The organism is Ruegeria sp. YTSC106 (genome assembly GCF_059609765.1).
Genome location: NZ_JBXWMI010000012.1, coordinates 93,334 through 112,572 on the forward strand (window position 1 = coordinate 93,334; position 19,239 = coordinate 112,572).

The 19,239-nt window shown below is 58.5% G+C and carries 19 protein-coding genes; 3 read left to right on the plus strand and 16 right to left on the minus strand.

What is annotated here, in order from left to right; translation table 11 throughout:
- Nucleotides 1-5: 5 nt before the first annotated feature.
- From AC2FEB_RS16560 to AC2FEB_RS16585, 6 genes are all read right to left on the minus strand, one after another.
- On the minus strand, nucleotides 6-1,457 hold the full coding sequence (locus AC2FEB_RS16560) for an aldehyde dehydrogenase family protein (RefSeq protein ID WP_496674574.1): 1,452 nt from the start codon (nucleotides 1,455-1,457) through the stop codon (nucleotides 6-8).
- Nucleotides 1,458-1,490: 33 nt separating this feature from the next.
- Complete coding sequence (locus tag AC2FEB_RS16565) at nucleotides 1,491-3,089, minus strand: ABC transporter ATP-binding protein (protein WP_496674572.1); 1,599 nt, start codon at nucleotides 3,087-3,089, stop codon at nucleotides 1,491-1,493.
- Complete coding sequence (locus AC2FEB_RS16570) at nucleotides 3,086-3,901, minus strand: ABC transporter permease (RefSeq protein ID WP_496674569.1); 816 nt, start codon at nucleotides 3,899-3,901, stop codon at nucleotides 3,086-3,088. The genes AC2FEB_RS16565 and AC2FEB_RS16570 overlap by 4 nt, the downstream gene beginning before the upstream one ends.
- Nucleotides 3,898-4,845, minus strand: a complete 948-nt coding sequence (locus AC2FEB_RS16575; RefSeq protein WP_299899604.1) for an ABC transporter permease — start codon at nucleotides 4,843-4,845, stop codon at nucleotides 3,898-3,900. Before AC2FEB_RS16575 ends, AC2FEB_RS16570 begins: the two co-directional genes overlap by 4 nt.
- 40 nt (nucleotides 4,846-4,885) lie before the next feature.
- Nucleotides 4,886-5,956 (minus strand): ligand-gated ion channel, encoded by a 1,071-nt coding sequence (locus tag AC2FEB_RS16580; RefSeq protein ID WP_496674566.1) that lies wholly within the window; start codon nucleotides 5,954-5,956, stop codon nucleotides 4,886-4,888.
- 62 nt (nucleotides 5,957-6,018) lie between these two features.
- Nucleotides 6,019-7,506 carry an ABC transporter substrate-binding protein gene (locus AC2FEB_RS16585; protein WP_496674563.1) on the minus strand — a complete coding sequence of 496 codons (1,488 nt, stop codon included), beginning with the start codon at nucleotides 7,504-7,506 and terminating at the stop codon, nucleotides 6,019-6,021.
- Nucleotides 7,507-7,675: 169 nt separating this feature from the next.
- Here AC2FEB_RS16585 and panB point away from each other — a divergent pair, with 169 nt between their 5' ends.
- The 3 genes from panB to glpK all read left to right on the plus strand — a co-directional run bounded on the left by panB (nucleotide 7,676) and on the right by glpK (nucleotide 10,911).
- Nucleotides 7,676-8,515, plus strand: coding sequence for a 3-methyl-2-oxobutanoate hydroxymethyltransferase (gene panB, locus AC2FEB_RS16590; protein WP_299899610.1), 840 nt, complete (start codon nucleotides 7,676-7,678; stop codon nucleotides 8,513-8,515).
- Nucleotides 8,512-9,363 (plus strand): pantoate--beta-alanine ligase, encoded by an 852-nt coding sequence (panC, locus tag AC2FEB_RS16595; protein WP_496884221.1) that lies wholly within the window; start codon nucleotides 8,512-8,514, stop codon nucleotides 9,361-9,363. The genes panB and panC overlap by 4 nt, the downstream gene beginning before the upstream one ends.
- Nucleotides 9,364-9,432: 69 nt before the next feature.
- Nucleotides 9,433-10,911 (plus strand): glycerol kinase GlpK, encoded by a 1,479-nt coding sequence (glpK, locus tag AC2FEB_RS16600; RefSeq protein ID WP_496674556.1) that lies wholly within the window; start codon nucleotides 9,433-9,435, stop codon nucleotides 10,909-10,911.
- Here the strand turns inward: glpK and smpB are convergent.
- The 10 genes from smpB to AC2FEB_RS16650 all read right to left on the minus strand — a co-directional run bounded on the left by smpB (nucleotide 10,908) and on the right by AC2FEB_RS16650 (nucleotide 19,126).
- Nucleotides 10,908-11,384: an SsrA-binding protein SmpB gene (smpB, locus tag AC2FEB_RS16605; RefSeq protein WP_117871661.1), complete on the minus strand. Its 477-nt coding sequence runs from the start codon at nucleotides 11,382-11,384 to the stop codon at nucleotides 10,908-10,910. The two genes, glpK and smpB, sit on opposite strands and share 4 nt — an antisense overlap.
- Before the next feature lie 58 nt (nucleotides 11,385-11,442).
- A complete protein-coding gene (gene idi / locus AC2FEB_RS16610; protein WP_496674552.1) occupies nucleotides 11,443-11,985 on the minus strand; it encodes an isopentenyl-diphosphate Delta-isomerase in 543 nt (180 codons plus the stop codon).
- A gap of 201 nt (nucleotides 11,986-12,186) precedes the next feature.
- Nucleotides 12,187-12,600 carry a c-type cytochrome gene (locus AC2FEB_RS16615; protein WP_496674549.1) on the minus strand — a complete coding sequence of 138 codons (414 nt, stop codon included), beginning with the start codon at nucleotides 12,598-12,600 and terminating at the stop codon, nucleotides 12,187-12,189.
- A 113-nt stretch (nucleotides 12,601-12,713) separates the two neighbouring features.
- Nucleotides 12,714-13,730 (minus strand): P1 family peptidase, encoded by a 1,017-nt coding sequence (locus AC2FEB_RS16620; protein WP_496674546.1) that lies wholly within the window; start codon nucleotides 13,728-13,730, stop codon nucleotides 12,714-12,716.
- An 82-nt stretch (nucleotides 13,731-13,812) separates the two neighbouring features.
- The gene (locus AC2FEB_RS16625) at nucleotides 13,813-14,559 is read right to left on the minus strand and encodes an SDR family oxidoreductase (RefSeq protein ID WP_496674543.1); all 747 of its coding nucleotides are present in this window, start codon (nucleotides 14,557-14,559) and stop codon (nucleotides 13,813-13,815) included.
- Between the two features lie 60 nt (nucleotides 14,560-14,619).
- Nucleotides 14,620-15,039, minus strand: a complete 420-nt coding sequence (arfB, locus tag AC2FEB_RS16630) for an alternative ribosome rescue aminoacyl-tRNA hydrolase ArfB (RefSeq protein WP_117872938.1) — start codon at nucleotides 15,037-15,039, stop codon at nucleotides 14,620-14,622.
- Nucleotides 15,040-15,302: 263 nt separating this feature from the next.
- Nucleotides 15,303-15,950, minus strand: a complete 648-nt coding sequence (locus AC2FEB_RS16635; protein WP_117871650.1) for a queuosine precursor transporter — start codon at nucleotides 15,948-15,950, stop codon at nucleotides 15,303-15,305.
- Nucleotides 15,951-16,041: 91 nt separating this feature from the next.
- Nucleotides 16,042-16,926: an esterase-like activity of phytase family protein gene (locus tag AC2FEB_RS16640; protein WP_496674536.1), complete on the minus strand. Its 885-nt coding sequence runs from the start codon at nucleotides 16,924-16,926 to the stop codon at nucleotides 16,042-16,044.
- Nucleotides 16,899-17,762, minus strand: a complete 864-nt coding sequence (gene mepA / locus AC2FEB_RS16645) for a penicillin-insensitive murein endopeptidase (protein ID WP_299899627.1) — start codon at nucleotides 17,760-17,762, stop codon at nucleotides 16,899-16,901. Before mepA ends, AC2FEB_RS16640 begins: the two co-directional genes overlap by 28 nt.
- A complete protein-coding gene (locus AC2FEB_RS16650; protein ID WP_496884222.1) occupies nucleotides 17,759-19,126 on the minus strand; it encodes an MFS transporter in 1,368 nt (455 codons plus the stop codon). Before AC2FEB_RS16650 ends, mepA begins: the two co-directional genes overlap by 4 nt.
- Between the last annotated feature and the right edge of the window lie 113 nt (nucleotides 19,127-19,239).

The window sequence follows — 19,239 nt, forward strand, 5'->3', positions numbered from 1 at the left end:
AAATGCTATCCGTGAAAAGCGGCAACTGTCTTCAGCTGTGAAAACCCGTACAGAGCCTCAAACCCTTTTTCGCGACCGTGTCCGGATTTTCCCACCCCGCCAAATGGCAGTTCAACGCCGCCGCCTGCACCGTAGTTGTTGATGAAAACCTGACCTGAGTGCAGCGCTTTCGCCAACCGCATCTGTCGCGCACCGTCCCGCGTCCAGACGCTGGCGACCAGGCCGTATTCCGTACTATTCGCTATGGCCAGAGCCTGTTCTTCGGTGTCAAACGGGATCAGAACCTGAACCGGGCCGAAAATCTCGGCCTGTGCCAATTGATGATCTGGTGGCACGTCTGCGAACAAAGTGGGCCGGACATAGGCTCCGGTTTCTGGCGCGTCATCGACAATCTGCCCCTGCGCAGCGATAGTCAGGTCCGTGGCTGTTTTCAGAAAGCCCCTGACAATCTGTCTCTGCCGGTCCGAGATCAACGGCCCAACGCGCAGATCCTGCATCGCCGGCCCGACGGTCAGTTCTTCATAGGCCTTGGCCATGCGCGATCTGACCTGCTCATAGACGCCCCGCTGCACCAGGATGCGAGATGAGGCGGAACAGGTCTGACCCGCATTTTGGACACCCGCATTCACCAGAAACGGCAGCGCTGCATCCAGATCGGCATCGTCAAAAACCAATTGCGGGGATTTCCCGCCCAGTTCCAGCGTCACGGGCACCACATTGCGTCCCGCCGCCTGCTGCACAAGGGCCCCTGTGGCAACAGAACCGGTGAACGAGATGTGGTTTACACCCGAATGTCCGGACAGCGCCGCACCCGCCTCGGCCCCCAGACCGGGCACGACGTTCAATGCTCCGGCTGGCAGCCCTGCCTGTTGCGCAAGATGGGCAAAGGCCAACGCGGTCAGGCAGGCCTCTTCCGCAGGTTTCAGAACACATGCATTGCCCATGGCCAACGCCGCCCCGACCGAACGCCCGATAATCTGCATCGGATAGTTCCAGGGCACGATATGGCCCGTCACTCCATGCGGTTCGCGCAGGGTATAGACGGTGTAACCATCGAGATAGGGAATGGTCTCGCCCATCACCTTGTCCGCTGCACCGCCGTAGAACTCGCAATAGCGCGCCAGGGCGACCGCGTCTGCCCGGGCCTGCGTCAGCGGTTTGCCGACATCCATCGCCTCAAGCCGCGCCAGATCGTCCACCCGTTCCTGCACCAGTTGGCCCAACCGGGTCAGGATACGGCCGCGCTCCAAGGCCGTCTTTCGCCCCCAATCACCCTTCAACGCAGATCGGGCAGCTTTGACCGCCGCGTCGACATCCGCCTCGGACCCTCGGGCGATTCGGCAAATCTCGGTCCCGTCCGAAGGGTTGATCAAAGGCAGGCTGTCGCCCGTATCCGCTTGGGTCCAGCGCCCGCCGATCAGGCACAAGGTGGGATCAAACCAAGTTTTCTGAGTCATTTTGGGCCTCCAATCAGGCTCTAAATAAAGATATTACGCCGTCAGTGACTTTATCTCGGGCAACTGGGGCGCAGCGGCAATCAGGCTTTGCGTGTACAGGTGCTGCGGGTCTTCGAACACCTGCTTTGTCTGACCCTGTTCAACGATCCGCCCGGACTGCATCACCATCACACGGTCGGTGATCGTGCGGACAACGCTCAGGTCATGGCTGATGAACAGATAGGTCAGGTCATAGGCTTCACACAGTTCGGCGAGCAGATCGAGGATCTGAGCACGGACCGAAACATCGAGGGCCGAAACCGCCTCGTCGAACAATATGAGTTCGGGCCGAATGATCAGGGCGCGTGCAATAGCGATCCGTTGTCGTTGCCCGCCCGAAAACTCATGGATGTACTTGCCCGCGTCGTCGGGGCCGAGGCCGACGGCCGTCAGAATTTCAGATATCCGATCCTGTCGTTCTGATCCGGTTGGCGGGGCGTCCAGCAAATGGAAAGGCTCGGTGATCAGGCGCGCGACACGGTGGCGGGGGTTGAAGCTGCCATATGGATCCTGAAACACCACCTGCATCTTCCGGCGGACTGCAAGGTTGGGTTTGTGCCCAGTGAAAACCGGCTGACCACCCAGTTGGATCTGGCCGGACTGAACGTCCTCCAGGCCCAATATTGCCCTCGTTAGGGTCGATTTTCCACATCCGGATTCACCTACCAAACCCAACCGCTCCCCCCGGTTGAGGGAGAAACTGACACCATCCACTGCCCGGTGATGGCGCGGCGCGTCCAACAGGCCTTTTCGGGGCAGGCGGTAGTCCCGGACAACTTGGCTTACCTCCAGCAACGTTTGTGGTTGCGCGGGTTCCGGCAAAGTGACCTGATGGCCAGACGCCTCGAACAGCATTCGGGAATAGGGGTGTTGCATATGACGCAGCAGGTGCTGTGTGGCCCCGCTTTCAACCACTTCTCCGTGGCGCATGACGGTTATCTGATCCGCCATATCAGAGACAACGGCCAGATCATGGGTGATCATCAGCAGCCCCATGTCATATTCGCGCACCAGCCCCTTGAGCAGGTCGAGGATCTGCGCCTGTGTCGTGACGTCCAGCGCTGTCGTCGGCTCGTCCGCGATCAACAGCTTGGGGCGCAGAGCGATGGCCATAGCGATTACCACGCGTTGCCTTTGCCCGCCGGACAGCTCATGCGGGTAGCGTGAAAGGGGGAGCCGATCAGGTGGCAGGCCGACGCGGGTCAGCACCTCTTCGGCGCGTGTTCGGGCCTGAGGCTGGGGCATCGCCTTGTGGATCAGGATCGTTTCCATCACCTGTTCACCGATGGTTTTCACCGGATTGAGCGCTGTCATCGGTTCCTGGAACACCATCCCCATGGCCGCACCGCGCAAAGTGCACATATCGGATTCTGACCGTGTCAGCAGATCCTGACCGTCCAGCCGGATCGCACCTTCCACGCTGGCCCCATGCGGCAGCAATCGCATCACCGCCAAAGCGGTCATCGATTTGCCCGAGCCGCTTTCACCTGTCACGGCCGCGATCTGACCAGGGGCAATGGACAGGCTGACCTGTTTCAGGATCGGTGTCCCGTGGATCATCAGCGACAGGTTTTCAATCTGCAACAAACTCATGCCCGCGCCACCCTGATCCGAGGGTCAAGCCAGTCGCGCAGACCATCGCCCAGCAAGTTCAGACCCAGCACTGTAACGATGATCGCCAGCCCCGGAATCAGAGCCAAATGCGGGGCAAAACTGACCATCGTCTGCGCATCTGCAAGCATCCGGCCCCAGCTGGGCGTCGGAGGCTGCGCGCCCAGGCCGACATATGACAGTCCCGCTTCGGCCAGAATACCAAGGCTGAACTGGATGGTCCCTTGCACAATCAGCAGATTGGCGACATTAGGCAGAATATGTTCCGCTGATATCCGCGCCACTCCTTTGCCCGACACACGGGCGGCGAGGATGAACTCTCTCTCCCAAAGTGACAAAGCTGCCCCGCGGGTGATCCGGGCAAAGACGGGGATGTTGAAAATGCCGATCGCAACAATGGCGTTGATCGCTCCGGCGCCATAGACTGCCGTGATCAGGATGGCGATCACCAGCGACGGGAAAGCGAAGACCAGATCGTTGCCACGCATGATGACCTCATCCAGCCATGAGCCTTTGCGCGCGGCCGCTGCCAGGCCAAGAGGAACGCCAAGTGCCATGCCGATGCCGACGGCCACCAGCGCCACCGCAATCGACGTACGTGCACCGACCATGATCATCGAGAACATGTCGCGGCCGAAATGATCGGTTCCAAACCAATGCTGCCCGTTTGGTGGCTGCAATTTATCGGGAATGTTCAGCACGGCATGGTCGTAGGGGGTCCAGACGAACGAGACCAACGCGGCCAGAACCACCAGCGACGACAGCAAAGCTCCAAGGATCAGGTTCCGGCTCATGTCCTGCTCCTCAGTCTTGGGTCCACGGCCGCATAAGCAAGATCGACAAGGAAATTGACAGTTATCACGGCAAAGACCAGCAGCATCACGACCGATTCAACAACGATGAGGTCACGGGCAGAAATGGCCTGAAACACCAGCCGCCCGAGACCCGGCAGATAGAAAACCTGTTCAATGATGATCGATCCCGCCAGCAGGAAGGAAAACTGCAAGCCTATGATGGTCAGCACCGGGATCAGCGCATTTCGCACCCCATGCCGCCAAAGGGCCTGACGGCGGGACAGGCCCTTGGCCCGAGCCGTGCGCATGAAGTCCTCACCCAGAATGTCCAGCAAAGCCGACCGCATGACACGCGCCAGAATCGCAGCCTGTGGCAGGGCAAGAGCCACAGCAGGCAAGGTCAGCGAATGCAGGCCCGCTAACACTCCGTCGCCCCAACCCACAAACCCGCCTGCATTGAACCAACGCAGGTTGATGGCGAAGATCAGCACAAGCATCATCGCAAACCAGAAATTGGGCACAGCAATCCCAAGCTGCGTCGCCCCCATCACTGCAAGGTCCCCCGGTTTGCCCCGACGCGCAGCCGCATAGATTCCGGCCGGAAAGGCAATCAAGGTGGACAGAGTCAGAGCGTAAAGTGCCAAGGGTAACGACACCCAAAGCCGGTCCGCGATCATCTGCGACACTGGCGTGCGGTAGGTGTATGAGGTGCCGAAATCGCCCCCCAGCATGCCGCCCACCCAATTGAAGTATCGCTGTATCTTGGACCCATCCAAACCCAGCTCGACCCGCAAAGCGGCCAGCGTGTCCTCCTGCGCGTTGACACCCAACATGAACGACGCCGGATCACCCGGGGCGACCTCAATCACCGCGAAGATGACCACCGAGGCGACGGCCAGGCTGACAAGCAAGGAAATCAGTCGTTTGAGGACGTAGCGGAGCATTGGCACCACGTTAGGGTCACATCACGCGCGGGTCCAGCGTCTAAGGCACCAGAAGGAAAGCAGAAACCGCATAGGCCACGATCGCGGCATACCCCAGCGGATAGATCCATTTGATCGCATAGTTGTCCAGGGTTCGCGCCGTTCGCTCCTTGCCGGACACTTTCAGTCGTCGCAGTGCGACGTTGAACACGATCAGCGCCCCGGTCATCAGAAACATGCACTGAAGGACAAAATCCAGAAAAGTCAGATAACCCAGCTTGGGCAGATCAGCGGATATTGCCCAGTTGAACGCGACAAAGACCAGAAGGTTGCCGCCTGCAATCTCGATCCTCCGGCGGTATTCATCCAGAAAAAACAGCGCCCAGCCGACCGAGATCAAGACAAGCATCGGAAGGAAAACCCGAATGACGTAGTATGTCAGATGTCGATTGCCTTCAAAAACAAGCGCGACCTGATCGCTTTCTTTGCCGGATAGCCCCAGGACCCTGGACGTTTCCAACCGGGCATTGTTCAAAATCCACTCTTCTTCGCCCAGCTGATCTCCGAGGCCAGAGAATTCGTTCAACGGATGGTAAGTGACGTATTCAGACGGAAAGACCGAAACGACCTCGAAATGAAACTCCTGCGTGTCGAACGGGTATTTTCGGAAATCAAAATGTGGCGCCTGGAGTGTAAGAGACGATTTTTCGACATACAGCACCCGTCCGTCGTACCGCAGGGATGCAGCGGATTCGTGAATCCATTTGTTGGACTGCTGATTGTGAATGACAAAAGCCGGCAGAACAGAACCGATACTTGCGGCATGATTGGCAAGGTCGGGCGGGTTGAAGACCCGGACATCCCTCCGCTGTTCCTCAGGATCAAACGCCAACGCAGGATCGGTCCATTCCACCCGCAAGACCACAACCGCGCCGTAGTTTTCAGCCTTTTGATCAACACCGGTGATCTGATCGATGCGAATGCCGATCCCAACATCCAACGGGTTCTCGGGCGTTCCGGACAGGGCATCCAGCCGCCCACCCAACACATTCTGAGCCGTGGCGGCGACCGAAGAACTGAACACCAGGAAAACACCTAAAACCAGGATGGGAATGGCACGGAGCAAGAACATGAGTGAGAACACCCTGACACAATGGAAGGCCCGGGCCGCCCAGCGCGGCGCGGGCTGTACTGTTACTCAGACCAGCTGATCTGAGTCAGATCGATTGCGGCGGTGGGCGCGTTCTCCCAAAGGCCCTGAACTCCGACTTTCGCAACGCCCAGCTTGGCCAACTGGAATAGGTACCCATTGACATAGTCGCTTGAAATAAGGCGCTGTACCTCACCCAGCAAACGGGTGCGTTCTTCGGGGTCGGTGGTGGTGTTCAGCGTGTCCATCAGCGCCTGAAAGTCCGTGCTGTCATACTGGAAGTAATAATCAGGGCGCGCATAAATGCCGATATCCATAGGCTCCGTGTGGCTGACAATGGTCAGGCCGAACTCCTTGCCCTTGAACACCGTTTCCAACCATTGCGCCCATTCCACATTGATGATCTCGGCAGTGATGCCGACCTCGGCCAACTGCGCCGCTATGATTTCGCCCCCACGGCGGGCATAAGACGGCGGCGGCAGATGCAACGTGGTCTCAAACCCGTTTTCGAATCCTGCCTCTGCCAGCAACGCCTTTGCTTTTTCAGGGTCGTAAGCCGAATTGCCAGTCAGATCGACATACGCCGGATGATGCGGCGCAAAATGGGTTCCGATCGGGGTACCATAGCCGAACATCGCGCCGTCGATGATGGCCTGCCGGTCGATGGCATGTGCCAGTGCCTGCCGAACCAAAATACTGTCAAACGGAGGTTGCTTGTTGTTGGTGGACAGGATCGTTTCGCCTTCGGTCGAACCGACCAAAACCTGAAAGCGCGGATCGGCCTCGAACTGAGGCAGGTTTTCTGGCGCGGGGAAGTTGTCAAATACGTCGACATCCTCGGCCATCATGGCGGCAAAAGCGGCAGTTGGGTCCGAGATGAACTTGAAGGTTGCAGTCTCTAATGCAGGTTGTTCGCCCCAATAATTGGGGTTTCGGTTCAGCGTGATGCTGTCACCCTGCACCCAGTTGCCAAAGGTATAGGCGCCAGTGCCAACTGGATTGGTCTTGATGCTTTCAATGCTCTCGGGCGCGACGATTACTGCGTCGCCCCAAGCCAGGTTGAACAGGAAATTTCCGTTTGGCTCTGATAGGGTGACTTTGACGGTCAGCGGGTCCGTCGCTTCCACGTTTTCAATACCGGCAAACAGGGCCTTCTGTGCATTCGCGCTGTCTTCGGCGGTCGCGCGATCAAGGCTGAATTTGACATCCTCTGCATCCATGGTCGTGCCGTCATGGAAAGTCACCCCGTCGTGCAGTTTGAAGGTGTAGACCGTACCGTCCTCGGATATCTCCCAGCTTTCGGCAAGGCCGGGCACAACCGAACCATCGCCCATGAAGCGGGTCAAGCCTTCGAAAACATTAGTATAGACCACCGAATCGATGGCTTGCGCTGCGGCGCTTGTCGGATCCATATGCGGGGGTTCAAGCTGCATCGCGATAGTGATGTCCGACTTGGCCAAAGCCTGCGTGGCAAGCAGGCTGGCCCCTACGGCCAGGGTCGATGCAAATGTCCGAAACATGAATTTGGTCATGTGAACTCTTCCTACTGAAACTGGTTGTGCCCTTGTTTTCAGGGCCGTTTTACCGACAGTCTTCCTGTAAACCTGAGGTCAATCAAGGGAATGTTCGCGCAACCGGGGTTTCTTCGGCCCCGTCCGATCTGCTATGCCGCACTGCAACATAATACTGCAGGAGCGATCCATGAGCGCCACCGCCCGCAAAAAAGCCCCGAACGCCGAGGATATTCGCGCCCGAAAAGGTGGCGAGCCGCTGGTCTCATTGACCGCCTATACCACGCCAATGGCGCGCCTGATGGACGCGCATTGCGACTTTGTTCTGGTCGGTGACAGCGTTGGTATGGTGCTGCACGGGCTGGACTCCACGCTGGGGGTCACGATGGAGATGATGATCCTGCACGGTCAAGCCGTGTCTCGCGGCCTGGACAGGGCGATGATGGTCATCGACATGCCTTTCGGAAGCTATGAGGAAAGCCCGACACAAGCCTTTCGTAACGCCGCACGCTTGATGGCGGACACAAGTGCAGGCGCGGTCAAACTGGAAGGCGGGGTCGAAATGGCTGAAACCATCCGCTTTCTGGTGAAACGAGGCATCCCGGTGATGGCTCATATCGGATTGACGCCGCAATCGATCAACACGCTGGGCGGCTATAAGGTGCAGGGCCGTGACGAGCAGGCCGAAGCCGTCATGGCAGACGCCCGCGCCGTGACCGAGGCTGGCGCGTTCTCGGTCGTTCTGGAGAAAGTACCGCAAGGTCTGGCGAACCAGATCACCGAAGAGATTGCGATCCCGACCATCGGCATCGGTGCATCTGCGGGCTGTGACGGGCAGATTTTGGTCGTGGACGACATGGTGGGCTTTTTCACCGCCTTCAAACCCAAATTCGTCAAACGCTATGCCGAGCTGGGTCCGTTGGCAGAAACGGCCATTGCGGAATACGCCGCCGAAGTCCGCGCGCGGACCTTCCCGGCAGACGAACACGTCTTTGCCGATCAGGCTCCGGCCAAAGGGCAAAAGACATGACCGCACCGATTTTGCGCTCTCTGGCCGAGCTGCGTGCCAAAACCACCACTTGGCATCGAAACGGTGAGACCATCGGCGTGGTTCCGACCATGGGCGCTTTGCACGAGGGGCATTTGTCACTGGCACAGGCCGCGAAACAGGGCTGCGACCGGGTGATCGTGACGATCTTTGTGAACCCCAAGCAGTTCAATAACCCCGAAGACCTGGCAAATTACCCCCGCACCGAACATGAGGACGCCCGAAAGCTTGCCCCGTACGGAGTCGATGCGGTCTATGTGCCGGACCCGCAGGAAGTCTATCCGGAAGGGTTTTCGACGACGGTATCGGTCGCCGGTCTGACCGACGTGATGGAAGGCTCTTTCCGCCCCGGACATTTCGAAGGCGTGGCCACGGTGGTCGCCAAGCTGTTCCTGCAAACACGAGCGGATCGAGCCTATTTCGGGGAAAAAGACTATCAACAGCTGCTGGTTGTCCGCCGGATGGCGCGCGATCTGAATATCCCAATCGAGGTGATCGGCTGCCCGACCGTACGAGAACCGTCGGGCCTGGCGATGTCGTCGCGCAACCTTCTTCTTTCCCCCCAAGGGTTGAGGATCGCAGAACAAATGAACAGCGTTATGCGGCAGGTGGCCGACGATCTGGCCGAGGGAGCAGACTTTGCCTTGCTGGCGCAGGATGCCAAGGAAACTTTGCTGAATGTCGGTTTCACCGAAGTCGAGTATATCGACCTCCGCTGTGCTGAGACGCTGGAAAGCCTGTCCACCGCCACCCAGCCAGCCCGCCTGTTCGTCACGGCCTGGACAGACGGCGTCCGCCTGATCGACAATATTCCGGTCAATCCGGCCTGATTTCTGTACTGGCCCCTGCGCCATTGTTTGCGCTAAAGTCCGGCAAAACGATACCGGGGGAGAGCGGAAATGACCCATATTCTGGCAATCGATCAAGGCACCACATCCTCGCGCGCCATTCTGTTTGACACGCAGATGCGGCCTGTGGGCACCGCCCAGCAGGAATTTCCTCAGCACTTTCCGCAGGAAGGCTGGGTTGAACACGACCCCGAGGATATCTGGTCCAGCGTTTTGCATGTGTGCCGTGAGGTGATGGAAACCACCGGTGTTTCAGCGGATCAGATCGCCGGTATAGGCATCACCAACCAGCGCGAAACGACGGTTGTCTGGGATAGAGAAACCGGTAAGGCCATCCACAATGCCATCGTCTGGCAGGACCGCCGCACCGCCGATATCTGTGCCCGCTATAAGCAAGCCGGGTGCGAGGATGACGTCACCGCTCAGACCGGTCTGCTGCTGGATCCCTATTTCTCGGGCACCAAGGTCAAATGGCTGCTGGATACCGTTTCGGGTGCCCGCGCGCGGGCAGAAGCCGGAGAATTGCTGTTCGGTACGATCGACAGCTTCCTGATCTGGCGGCTGACCGAAGGCCGTGTTCACGCAACCGATGCCACCAACGCCGCGCGTACTTTGCTGTTCGACATTCACAAGGGCGCATGGAGCGCCGAGATTTGCGATCTGCTGGATGTACCTATGAACCTTTTGCCCGAAGTGAAGGATTGCGCCTCGGATTTCGGAACCACCACTTTGTTCGGGGGCGACATTCCTATTCTGGGCGTAGCAGGCGACCAGCAAGCCGCGACCATCGGGCAGGCCTGTTTTCGGCCCGGTATGATGAAATCAACCTATGGCACGGGCTGCTTTGCGCTGCTGAACACAGGCGCACAGCCGGTTCAGTCGAAAAACCGCCTGCTGACGACGATCGCTTACCAGCTGGACGGCCAGCGAACCTATGCGCTGGAGGGGTCGATCTTTATCGCAGGGGCCGCCGTGCAATGGCTGCGTGACGCGTTGCAGATCATTGATTCAGCTCCGCAAAGTGGCGAACTTGCGGCTCAGGCCGATCCAAACCAGCATGTGGTGCTTGTGCCAGCCTTCACCGGCCTTGGCGCACCCTACTGGAAACCCGATTGCCGCGGCGCGATGTTCGGGCTGACACGCAATTCAGGCCGGGCAGAGATCGCCCGCGCCACGCTGGAAAGCATCGCCTTCCAGACCCGCGACCTGTGGCACGCCATGCAGGGAGACTGGGGCGCCGACGCCGACGTCATCCTGCGTGTCGATGGCGGGATGAGCGCGTCTGACTGGACCATGCAAGGCCTGTCGAACTGTCTTGGCGCGCCTGTGGACCGCCCCGTAATGCAGGAGACGACAGCCCTTGGCGCCGCATGGCTGGCAGGCATGAAAGCCGGGATTTACCCGGATCAGGCCGGGTTTGCGGAAACATGGGCGCTGGATCGCCGGTTCGAGCCAACGCAGGACCAAGCCGACCGCGATGCGGCCTATGACCGTTGGCAACGCGCGGTACAGGCGGCGATGGCGTTCTAGCTGTGGTCTTTCAACAAGCGTTGTTTCTGCCGTGACCAATCGCGCTTGGCCTGGGTTTCGCGCTTGTCATGGGTTTTCTTACCCTTGGCGATGCCGATCTTAATCTTGGCCAGCCCCTTGTGGTTGAAATACAAAACCAACGGCACCAGCGTCATGCCCTTGCGCTGCGTTGCATTCCACAAATCGGACATCTGTTTGCGGGACACCAGCAGCTTGCGACGGCGGCGCTCTTCATGCTTGAACACTTTGGCCTGCTCATACGGCGCGATGTAGCTGTTGACCAGCCACAACTCTCCGTCATCGACGATGGCATAGCTTTCGGCGATGTTGGAGCCGCCCGCGCGCAGGGATTTGACTTCGGACCCTTGCAGAACGATACCGCATTCGATGTCCTCTTCGATTGCATAATCGAAGCGGGCGCGCCGGTTTTCGGCAATTACCTTGTAATTCGGGTCTGTCTTCTGTTTGGCCATAACGCGTTGATTTAGGCGGCCTGAGCCGCCCTTGCAAGGCAGGGATTTACCACTGCGGTCAGGATTTGGCAGAAATGATCAGATCCGGGCCAAAAATCGTGTCGGCGTGGTTGTGAAGGTATATCTTCAACCAGGGCGTAAACCGGTCGGGATGACGTGCCACTTCGGCCAACAGATCGTGGTAATCGACCCAACGGATATCCATGACTTCATCCGGGTTGGGCGCGATTTTCAGTGGGCCGCGAACATGGGCCAGAAAGACGTCGACAACCTCATTTTCCACCATACTGTTGCCCACATCGGCGTGGTATTCCAGACGGTGTCGGTATTCAGGATAAAGACCTGTGATGCCAAGCTCTTCATGCAGGCGGCGCACGGCACAGGTGGACGAGCTTTCGTCCCAATCCGGGTGGGTACAACAGGTATTCGCCCAAAGGCCCGGTGTATGATATTTACCGAGCGCCCGGCGCTGCAACAGGATCTCGGTACCCCGAACGACAAACACCGATACGGCCTTGTGCTTGAGTCCCTTTTCGTGAACTTCAAGCTTGTCTACAGGGTTCAACTCACCATTGACCCAAGCTGGGATCATGATACCCATCTGTCCTCTCCTGCTGCCAATCCGCCTGACGGGCGCTGATTTTGAACATAGCTGTTGCCGGGTCGGCGTGGCGTTGCGGCGTTTTTTCGCGATACGCCGTCTGATATCAGAGTGTCGCTGTTCTACAATGTTATCAATCGCACCAAAGGCCGCAGGGGCTGCGGCCTTTGGTCCTTGGGTATAGGTGCGCAGTATCAGACGTTATTCACCCGATACACTTGCGATATAGGCATAGACGTCTTCGCCTCCCTTTTTCAGTTTGAATGTCATTTTCGACTTGGCAGACGTGTCATCCAAATAGGATTTCAGAAATGCCTTCGGGTCCTGAGCATACTCGACAAATGTAGTTTCGTCCCAAACCAGGCCATTCTCACCCGCAGCAACGATGCTGTCTCCATATTTGAAACCCTCAACGGTACCGGCGGTGCGGCCAGCGATTCCATAGAGGTTGGGGCCGGTTTTGCCACCCTTGACGATCACTTCGCCTGCCGGGTCAGCGATCATGTGGCAGGACTTGCACTTGTTGAAGGTTTTCTTGCCCGCCTCAGCGTCGCCTTCAGCATAAGCAGGAAGGGCCAGAAGACCGACGATTGCGGTAGCGAGGATGCGATTCATAGCTTTTGCTCCGATACAATATGGCTGCGCCGAATGGACCGTCGGCGCAAAAAAGAGTCAACGCGCAGATTGCCGCGCGCGCTCACTGTGCCACTGCGACAAATAGGGTGTCCTTAACTTTTGTCATGTACCCCGGACCAGCACGGCAATAAGTCGCCTGCTGCCGGAGTCGCCAGAAAAACGGCGCGCGCAATGGCCCGCGCCAGGCAAAGCGAAGCCGCGTGCCCGATGACACCTGGTTCGGCATCAGAGGTGATCACCCGCGCGCCGGTGCTGACCCCGAACACCAGATCACCATCGCCGGGCGTGTGGGCGGGCACAATGGCGCGGGCAATACCGTCATGGGCAGCAACGGCCAACCTCTGGCACTGCGGTTTGGTCAGGGCAGCATCAGTCGCAACGATGGCAATCGTGGTATTGGCCTTGTCCGGATTCGCCGGCTGCATCACCTGCGCTTTTCGACTGACCGTTGGATAGCCAAGTCCAGCACTGGGATCAGGCCCAAATCCGCCAAACTCATCGTCCACTTCAAATGGGGCAGCCCAGAAATGCGTGTCACCCGGCGTGGTGACACTTCCCAGCGGATTGACCGCAACAAGTGCTCCCACGGTGACACCGTTGTCCAGAACAAGCGAGGCTGAGCCCAACCCACCCTTGTGCATCGCGGTCAGAGCCCCGGTTCCTGCACCTGCGGTTCCGAGTTCGAACTTGTCCGACGCGGATTCGAACGCAGCACGCCCCAAGGCACGATAGGGATTTACATCCCAGGTCTTGTCGCCGCCATTCAGTAGATCAAACAGGATCGCACCTGGTACGATTGGCACCACAACATCACCAACCGGAAAACCCTTACCCAACTGGCGCAATGCATCCGAGACACCGGAACAGGCATCCAGCCCGAACGCCGATCCGCCGGACAGCGATATCGCATCCACATGCGTTACCGTCTTGTCAGGAGCAAGAAGTTCAGTCTCGCGCGTGCCCGGCGCACCGCCCATAATGTGGACCGATGCCACGAACGGTTCTGCGGCGGTCAGGACAGTCGTGCCGGATTTCAAAGCGCCGTCCTGAGCGTTGCCGACTATCAGGCCGGGAACATCCGTGATCAGGTTTCTTGGTCCGGGGATCATGTAAGTCTCGGCGGTTGAGCGGGAAAGCGCGCTGGCGCGCGCTGCCTCCGGCGGGGATATTTTTGGCCAGATGAAGAGCGGATCAGATGCATCGGCCGCCGTCGACCTCAAGCGCAGTGCCGGTGATCATGCTGGCCTCGTTCGAACACAGGAAACAGGCGGCATTAGCCATATCTTCAGGGGTTGAAAAGCGGCCCAAGGGGATGGTCGACAGGAATTTGGCACGGATTTCGGGTGTGTCTTCACCCATGAAAGATTTCAGCAATGGCGTTTCCCCAGCGACCGGGCAGATCGCATTCACCCGCAGCCCGGACGGTGCAAGCTCGACCGCCATCGTTTTGGTTGCGGTGATCATCCAACCCTTGGAGGCGTTATACCAGTTCAGGTTCGGGCGCGGCGACAGGCCCGCGGTTGAAGCCACGTTCAGCACTGAACCCGCCCCGCGTGCCTTCATATGAGGCACCAACGCGCGGGCAGTCAGATAGACGGATTTCATGTTCACGCAGAAAACACGGTCGAAATCTTCTTCGCTGACCTCCTCGAGCGGCGTCGGAAGGTGAGTCACACCGGCATTGTTCACCAGGATATCCAAATGGCCGAAAGTTGAGAAAGCCGCATCCGCCATCTTTTGGACCGAAGCACCGGCGCTTACATCGACCTGCTGAGCAACCGCTTCGGAACCAAGCTGCCCAGCAAGCTCATGGGCAGCATCGCCATTGATGTCAGCAATCATGACGCGCGCACCTTCGGCCTGGAACTTCCTTACGATCCCCGCACCAAACCCGGATGCTCCGCCAGTGACGATTGCGGTTTTTCCCTCCAGCCTCATGGCGTTACTCTCCTGCACCTTTTGAAGGTCAGACTATCAACGCCCCGACAAGATGCCAGATCAATCTTCGGACACCTTGCCTCGCAATGCCTTAACGTCACCCCGTGCCTTTTTCGTCGCAAGCCTGCGTTTGACCGAGCCATAGGTAGGTTTTGTTGCGATGCGCCGCTTGGGTTGGACCAGCGCACGCGTGATCAGTTCGGCCAGCCTTGTACGTGCGATTTCCCGATTGCGGGCTTGCGACCGTGTTTCTTCACACTGGATGATGATCGCGCCATCCTTGGTCCAGCGGCGCCCGGCCAACCGTTTCAGCCTGTTCTTGACCGGATCGGGTAAAGAAGGGGAGCGCGCGGCCTCGAACCTCAGCTCAACGGCGGTCGAGACCTTGTTCACATTCTGCCCGCCAGGGCCGGAAGAGCGGACAAAGCTCTCGGTCATTTCCCAGTCTTGCAGAGTGATATCGTCGGTAATGCGCAACATAGGTTCGACCATAACTGGCACGGGTGAAAACAGAAAGGGCCGCCCCGGCGGGACGGCCCTTCGAAAGTTCAGGAGGTCGGGTCGGTTAGATCAATCGACCAGCCGGAGCGAACACTCCGCCAAAGGCTGCCCTAGCAGGCGGTCCCCCCGGTTGTTCCGACACCTCTCTCCAATCTCTTTCTTGACACTGGATCACCTCCTTTTCTATCTGTTGCGGTTAGAAAGAAGCGTGACACAAGATGCGCCATTCTCAAAGCACTTTTTTACGCAGGCTGTGCAGCGGTCAGTCGCGCAACGATCACCTTGAACGGGATCAGCGCGATCAGGGCCAGCGACAGTTTCACCAACCAGTCGGCAAAGGCCAGCGTCACCCACAGCGGTGCCTCGGGACCCGACAGCATGAAGGGCACGGGCTCCCACGCCCAGTTGATGGCAGCATCCGCATCGGCGCCAAAGAAGGTGACCGAGGCAGAGAAGGCGATGGTGAAGAACAAAGCGGTATCCAGCGCTGAACCTACCAGAGTCGATACCAGCGGCGCGCGCCACCATTGACCGCCACGCATGGCGTTGAACACGGTGACGTCGGTCAGCTGCGCAATCAGGAAGGCGGTGCCCGAGGCCACGGCGATGCGCAGCGGCACGGCAGCATAGGTAAAGCCGTCGCCCTGAAGCATGATCTGGCTGCCGATCAGAGAGCAGATCACCCCGGTGACGAAGCCCGCGAAAACGACCTTGCGGGCCGGGCCCACACCATAGACGCGGTTCATGATGTCAGTGACCAGAAAGGCCAGCGGATAGGTGAAGGCACCCCAAGTCAACAGCCCGTCAAGGATCAGGAACTGGACCAGAATGTTCGAGGCCACCACGATGGCGGCCATGGCAAGAATGCCGGGAATAAAGTTGCGTTGCATATTTTGATGCCCGTTTTGACAAGGTAGCGGCGACTTGGCCAAGGGACCGTCCCAAGGCAGGCTGTGCGTTTAGACCTTCATGTACCGCGTGTCAATCGGGCAGCAGATACTCGACCAACTCGGTCCGTTGCAGTGCCAGAAAGTTGTCGTCCGAAATCATCGTGGCCCGCAAATGCCCGTGATCATCCCGCCAGATCGACAAGCCTTCGAGGTTGTCATGGGCCCCTGCTCCGGTTTCGAACACGGTTTCCTCGGCGTTTGGCACGTTACCTGCCAGATCCCATCGCCGCAGGCGCGAGCGAAACCCGATTGCCGAGAGGCTTCGCTCCAACACATAAAATCGTCCATCAGGACCGAAATCAGCGGCAACCGGCTTGAACCAACCACGCTGGGGCAGAACAAAAGGGGTCGACCAGGTTTGGCCATTCCAGCGATAGACGGGAATATCTCCACGAGCGGTGCGGTTTGTTTCCGGTAGCGTATACAGCCGCCCGCGCCCATCGATGGCCAGACCTTCAAAGGATCCATTGTCGGCGAGGTCCTGAAATGCCTGCGGGCGCGGTAATACACGCGCCTTTGTGCCCAGTGCGGGGTAATGGGCGACGCGGTGCACCCCTTCAAATGAGATGTAGAACCCACCGTCCGGAGCCGCCGCAATCCCTTCGGAATCGCCAACGCCGCCTGACATGATGTGCCCATTGCTGGACAGAACCGGCCAGTGCCCCAGAATGCGCAGGCCGGTGATCTCGCCATCAAGGCGCTCAATGCGCGCGGTCACCAACCTGGCCCGGTCGCTCAGCGCCATCATCTGCTGCCCATTGTCCGAAATGTGCAGCGCCGAGAATCCGCCGAACCAATCCGCCTGGTGACGCCATGCAAAACTGCCTTGGTGTGTGGCAGTTTTTACATCCACTCCCAAGGCCGCCGAAGCCAGAAACAGTGCCGTACTTACTTGGATTGCAAGATGGCGGCGCATTGTTTTGGCAAATCGGCCAGAACATATTCCCGGCGTTTCTTGGGCGGCGGCGCGTTCGGGTCGGGCGGCGGCGGGTTCAAGATGTTACGCACCCATTGTTGCGCCTCGGCACAGCCATCGCCCTTGGGTGGTGCATCCTGGTTGACGCATCCCTTTGATCCTCTAGGGCATTTCAGGCGCACGTGAAAATGGTAGTGATGCCCCCACCAAGGCCTTATCTTGCGCAGGTAAGCACGATTGCCTTTTTCATCGTTGCACATCTGAACCTTCGCCCCGGGGAACACGAAGATACGCGCCACGCGTTTGTCCTTGGCGGCTTCGCGTAACACCGCATGATGCTGTTTGGTCCAGTTGCTGTTGACGTAGGCGCCGTTCGAGCGTCGCAGCGATATGGATGAGATGTTCTCGCGCGCCTTGCGCGACAGGCGCATGTTATTGCCCGGAAGCATCCAGATATCGATATCCAGCCCTAGCTGATGAGAGCGGTGTCCCGAGGTCATTGGGCCACCCCGCGGCTGGCTGATATCCCCAATATAGAGACCATTCCAACCCGGTTGCCGTGCCGCAAACTTGCTGAGGTCCTGAACGTAATCGATTGCCTCGGGATGTCCCCAGTTTCGATTGCGCGACAGACGCATTGCCTGCCACGTCGGACCGGTTTCCAGCAATTGCACCGACCCAGCCGCGCACCCACGCGAATAACTGCCGAAAGCAGCCGCTTTTTGTTGCGAGCTTACCTTCTGCGCCCCGAACAACTGCTTTGCCAGGGGCTGCGCCGTCGCCGTATTCGCCAGCGCCATGATGGCCAAAAATGCCAAATAACGTAATAAAATCATCCGCTCTGATCCCCTTCAGGTCTCACCCAACGCATCAGGAATAGACCCAGAATAAACAACAGTACGATGGGTGACACCCCCAGCCGCGCACTTCCGGTCACAGTTGTTGCAATCCCGATCAGCAAAGGCGCGGCAAAAGCGGTCGCGCGGCCCGACAGACCATAAAGTCCAAAGCTCTCCACCGGGGCTTCGGGGTCGGTGTGCCGCACCATCATCGAGCGGCTGGCCGATTGCAGAATACCGCCCATGCCTCCGATCAGAACACCGCAACCAAAGAACACCATATCCGGCAGGTTCGAGCCTTCGGGTAGTGCGATACCGTAAATCTGCGTCCGGTCCATCATCACGATTGTCACGCAGACGAAGATCAGCACCCAGATTGCCGCCAAAATCACTGGTTTGGGGCCGAGCTTTTTGTCCAGCTTTCCCCCGATCCATGAAAACGCGGCAGCCGCCAACACGCTGACAATTCCGAAAACACCGATTTTGATCAGGTCCCACTCCAGAACCAGCCGGGCATAGACACCCCCGAAGCTGTACAATCCGTTCAGCGCATCGCGATAGAACATGGACGAGCCGAGGTAACTGGCCAAACTGACGCGATGGCGCAGGTTAGATACCGATTTCGCCAGCAATCGCAGTGCTTCACGAACGGTGCCTGACTTGTCCGTCGGCACGTCCTCACGAACCCAAAGGAAGTACGGCACCATGAAAAGGACGAACCAACTGGCAGTGAATGGTCCAACAAAGCGGGTTCCCTGTTGTTGCGACGCGTCCAGACCGAATATGGGGTTCAAACCTATCAACGTCTTGCCGTTGGCCTGTTCCACAAACAATGCCAGCATGATCGCCAGCGAAATAAGGCCGCCAAAATAGCCAAAGGCAAAGCCTGAGCCCGAAATCTCACCTACTTCACTGTCATCTCCCAGATCGGGCAGCTGTGAGTTGATGAAGATCAGCGCGTATTCCGCGCCGACAAAGCCCAGACCAAAGGCCGACAGCATCAACCACATGTTCGAGCCGTCGGGCAGAGTGTACCAAAGCGCAGCGGAACCAACGGCATACATCACCGAAAAGACAAAGATCCAAGGGATTCGCCGACCAGAGACATCTGCCATCGCCCCCAGCAACGGCGCGCCAAACGCGATGATCAACCCGGTAATCGTCAGGCAGTTCGCCCAGACCGTCTGAGCTCGCGCAGCGGCCTCCTGCGCATCCAGCCCTTCATTGGTGAAGTACCCGGCCGCAACGCCCGCGAAGTATGGGCCAAAAACGAACGTAACCAACAAAGTATGGTAGGGCTGACTGGCCCAGTCAAAGAACCACCAGCCCCAGATGCGCCTGCGCTTGGATATTTCTGCCATCTCTGCCCCTGTTTATCGTTGCTTTTATAAGACGGGCCTTTAGCCCAATTCGCAAGCGTTGAGTTCAGGCTACTTGCTCTTTGCGGCAAGGGTGCTTAGGTCTCGGCCAACAA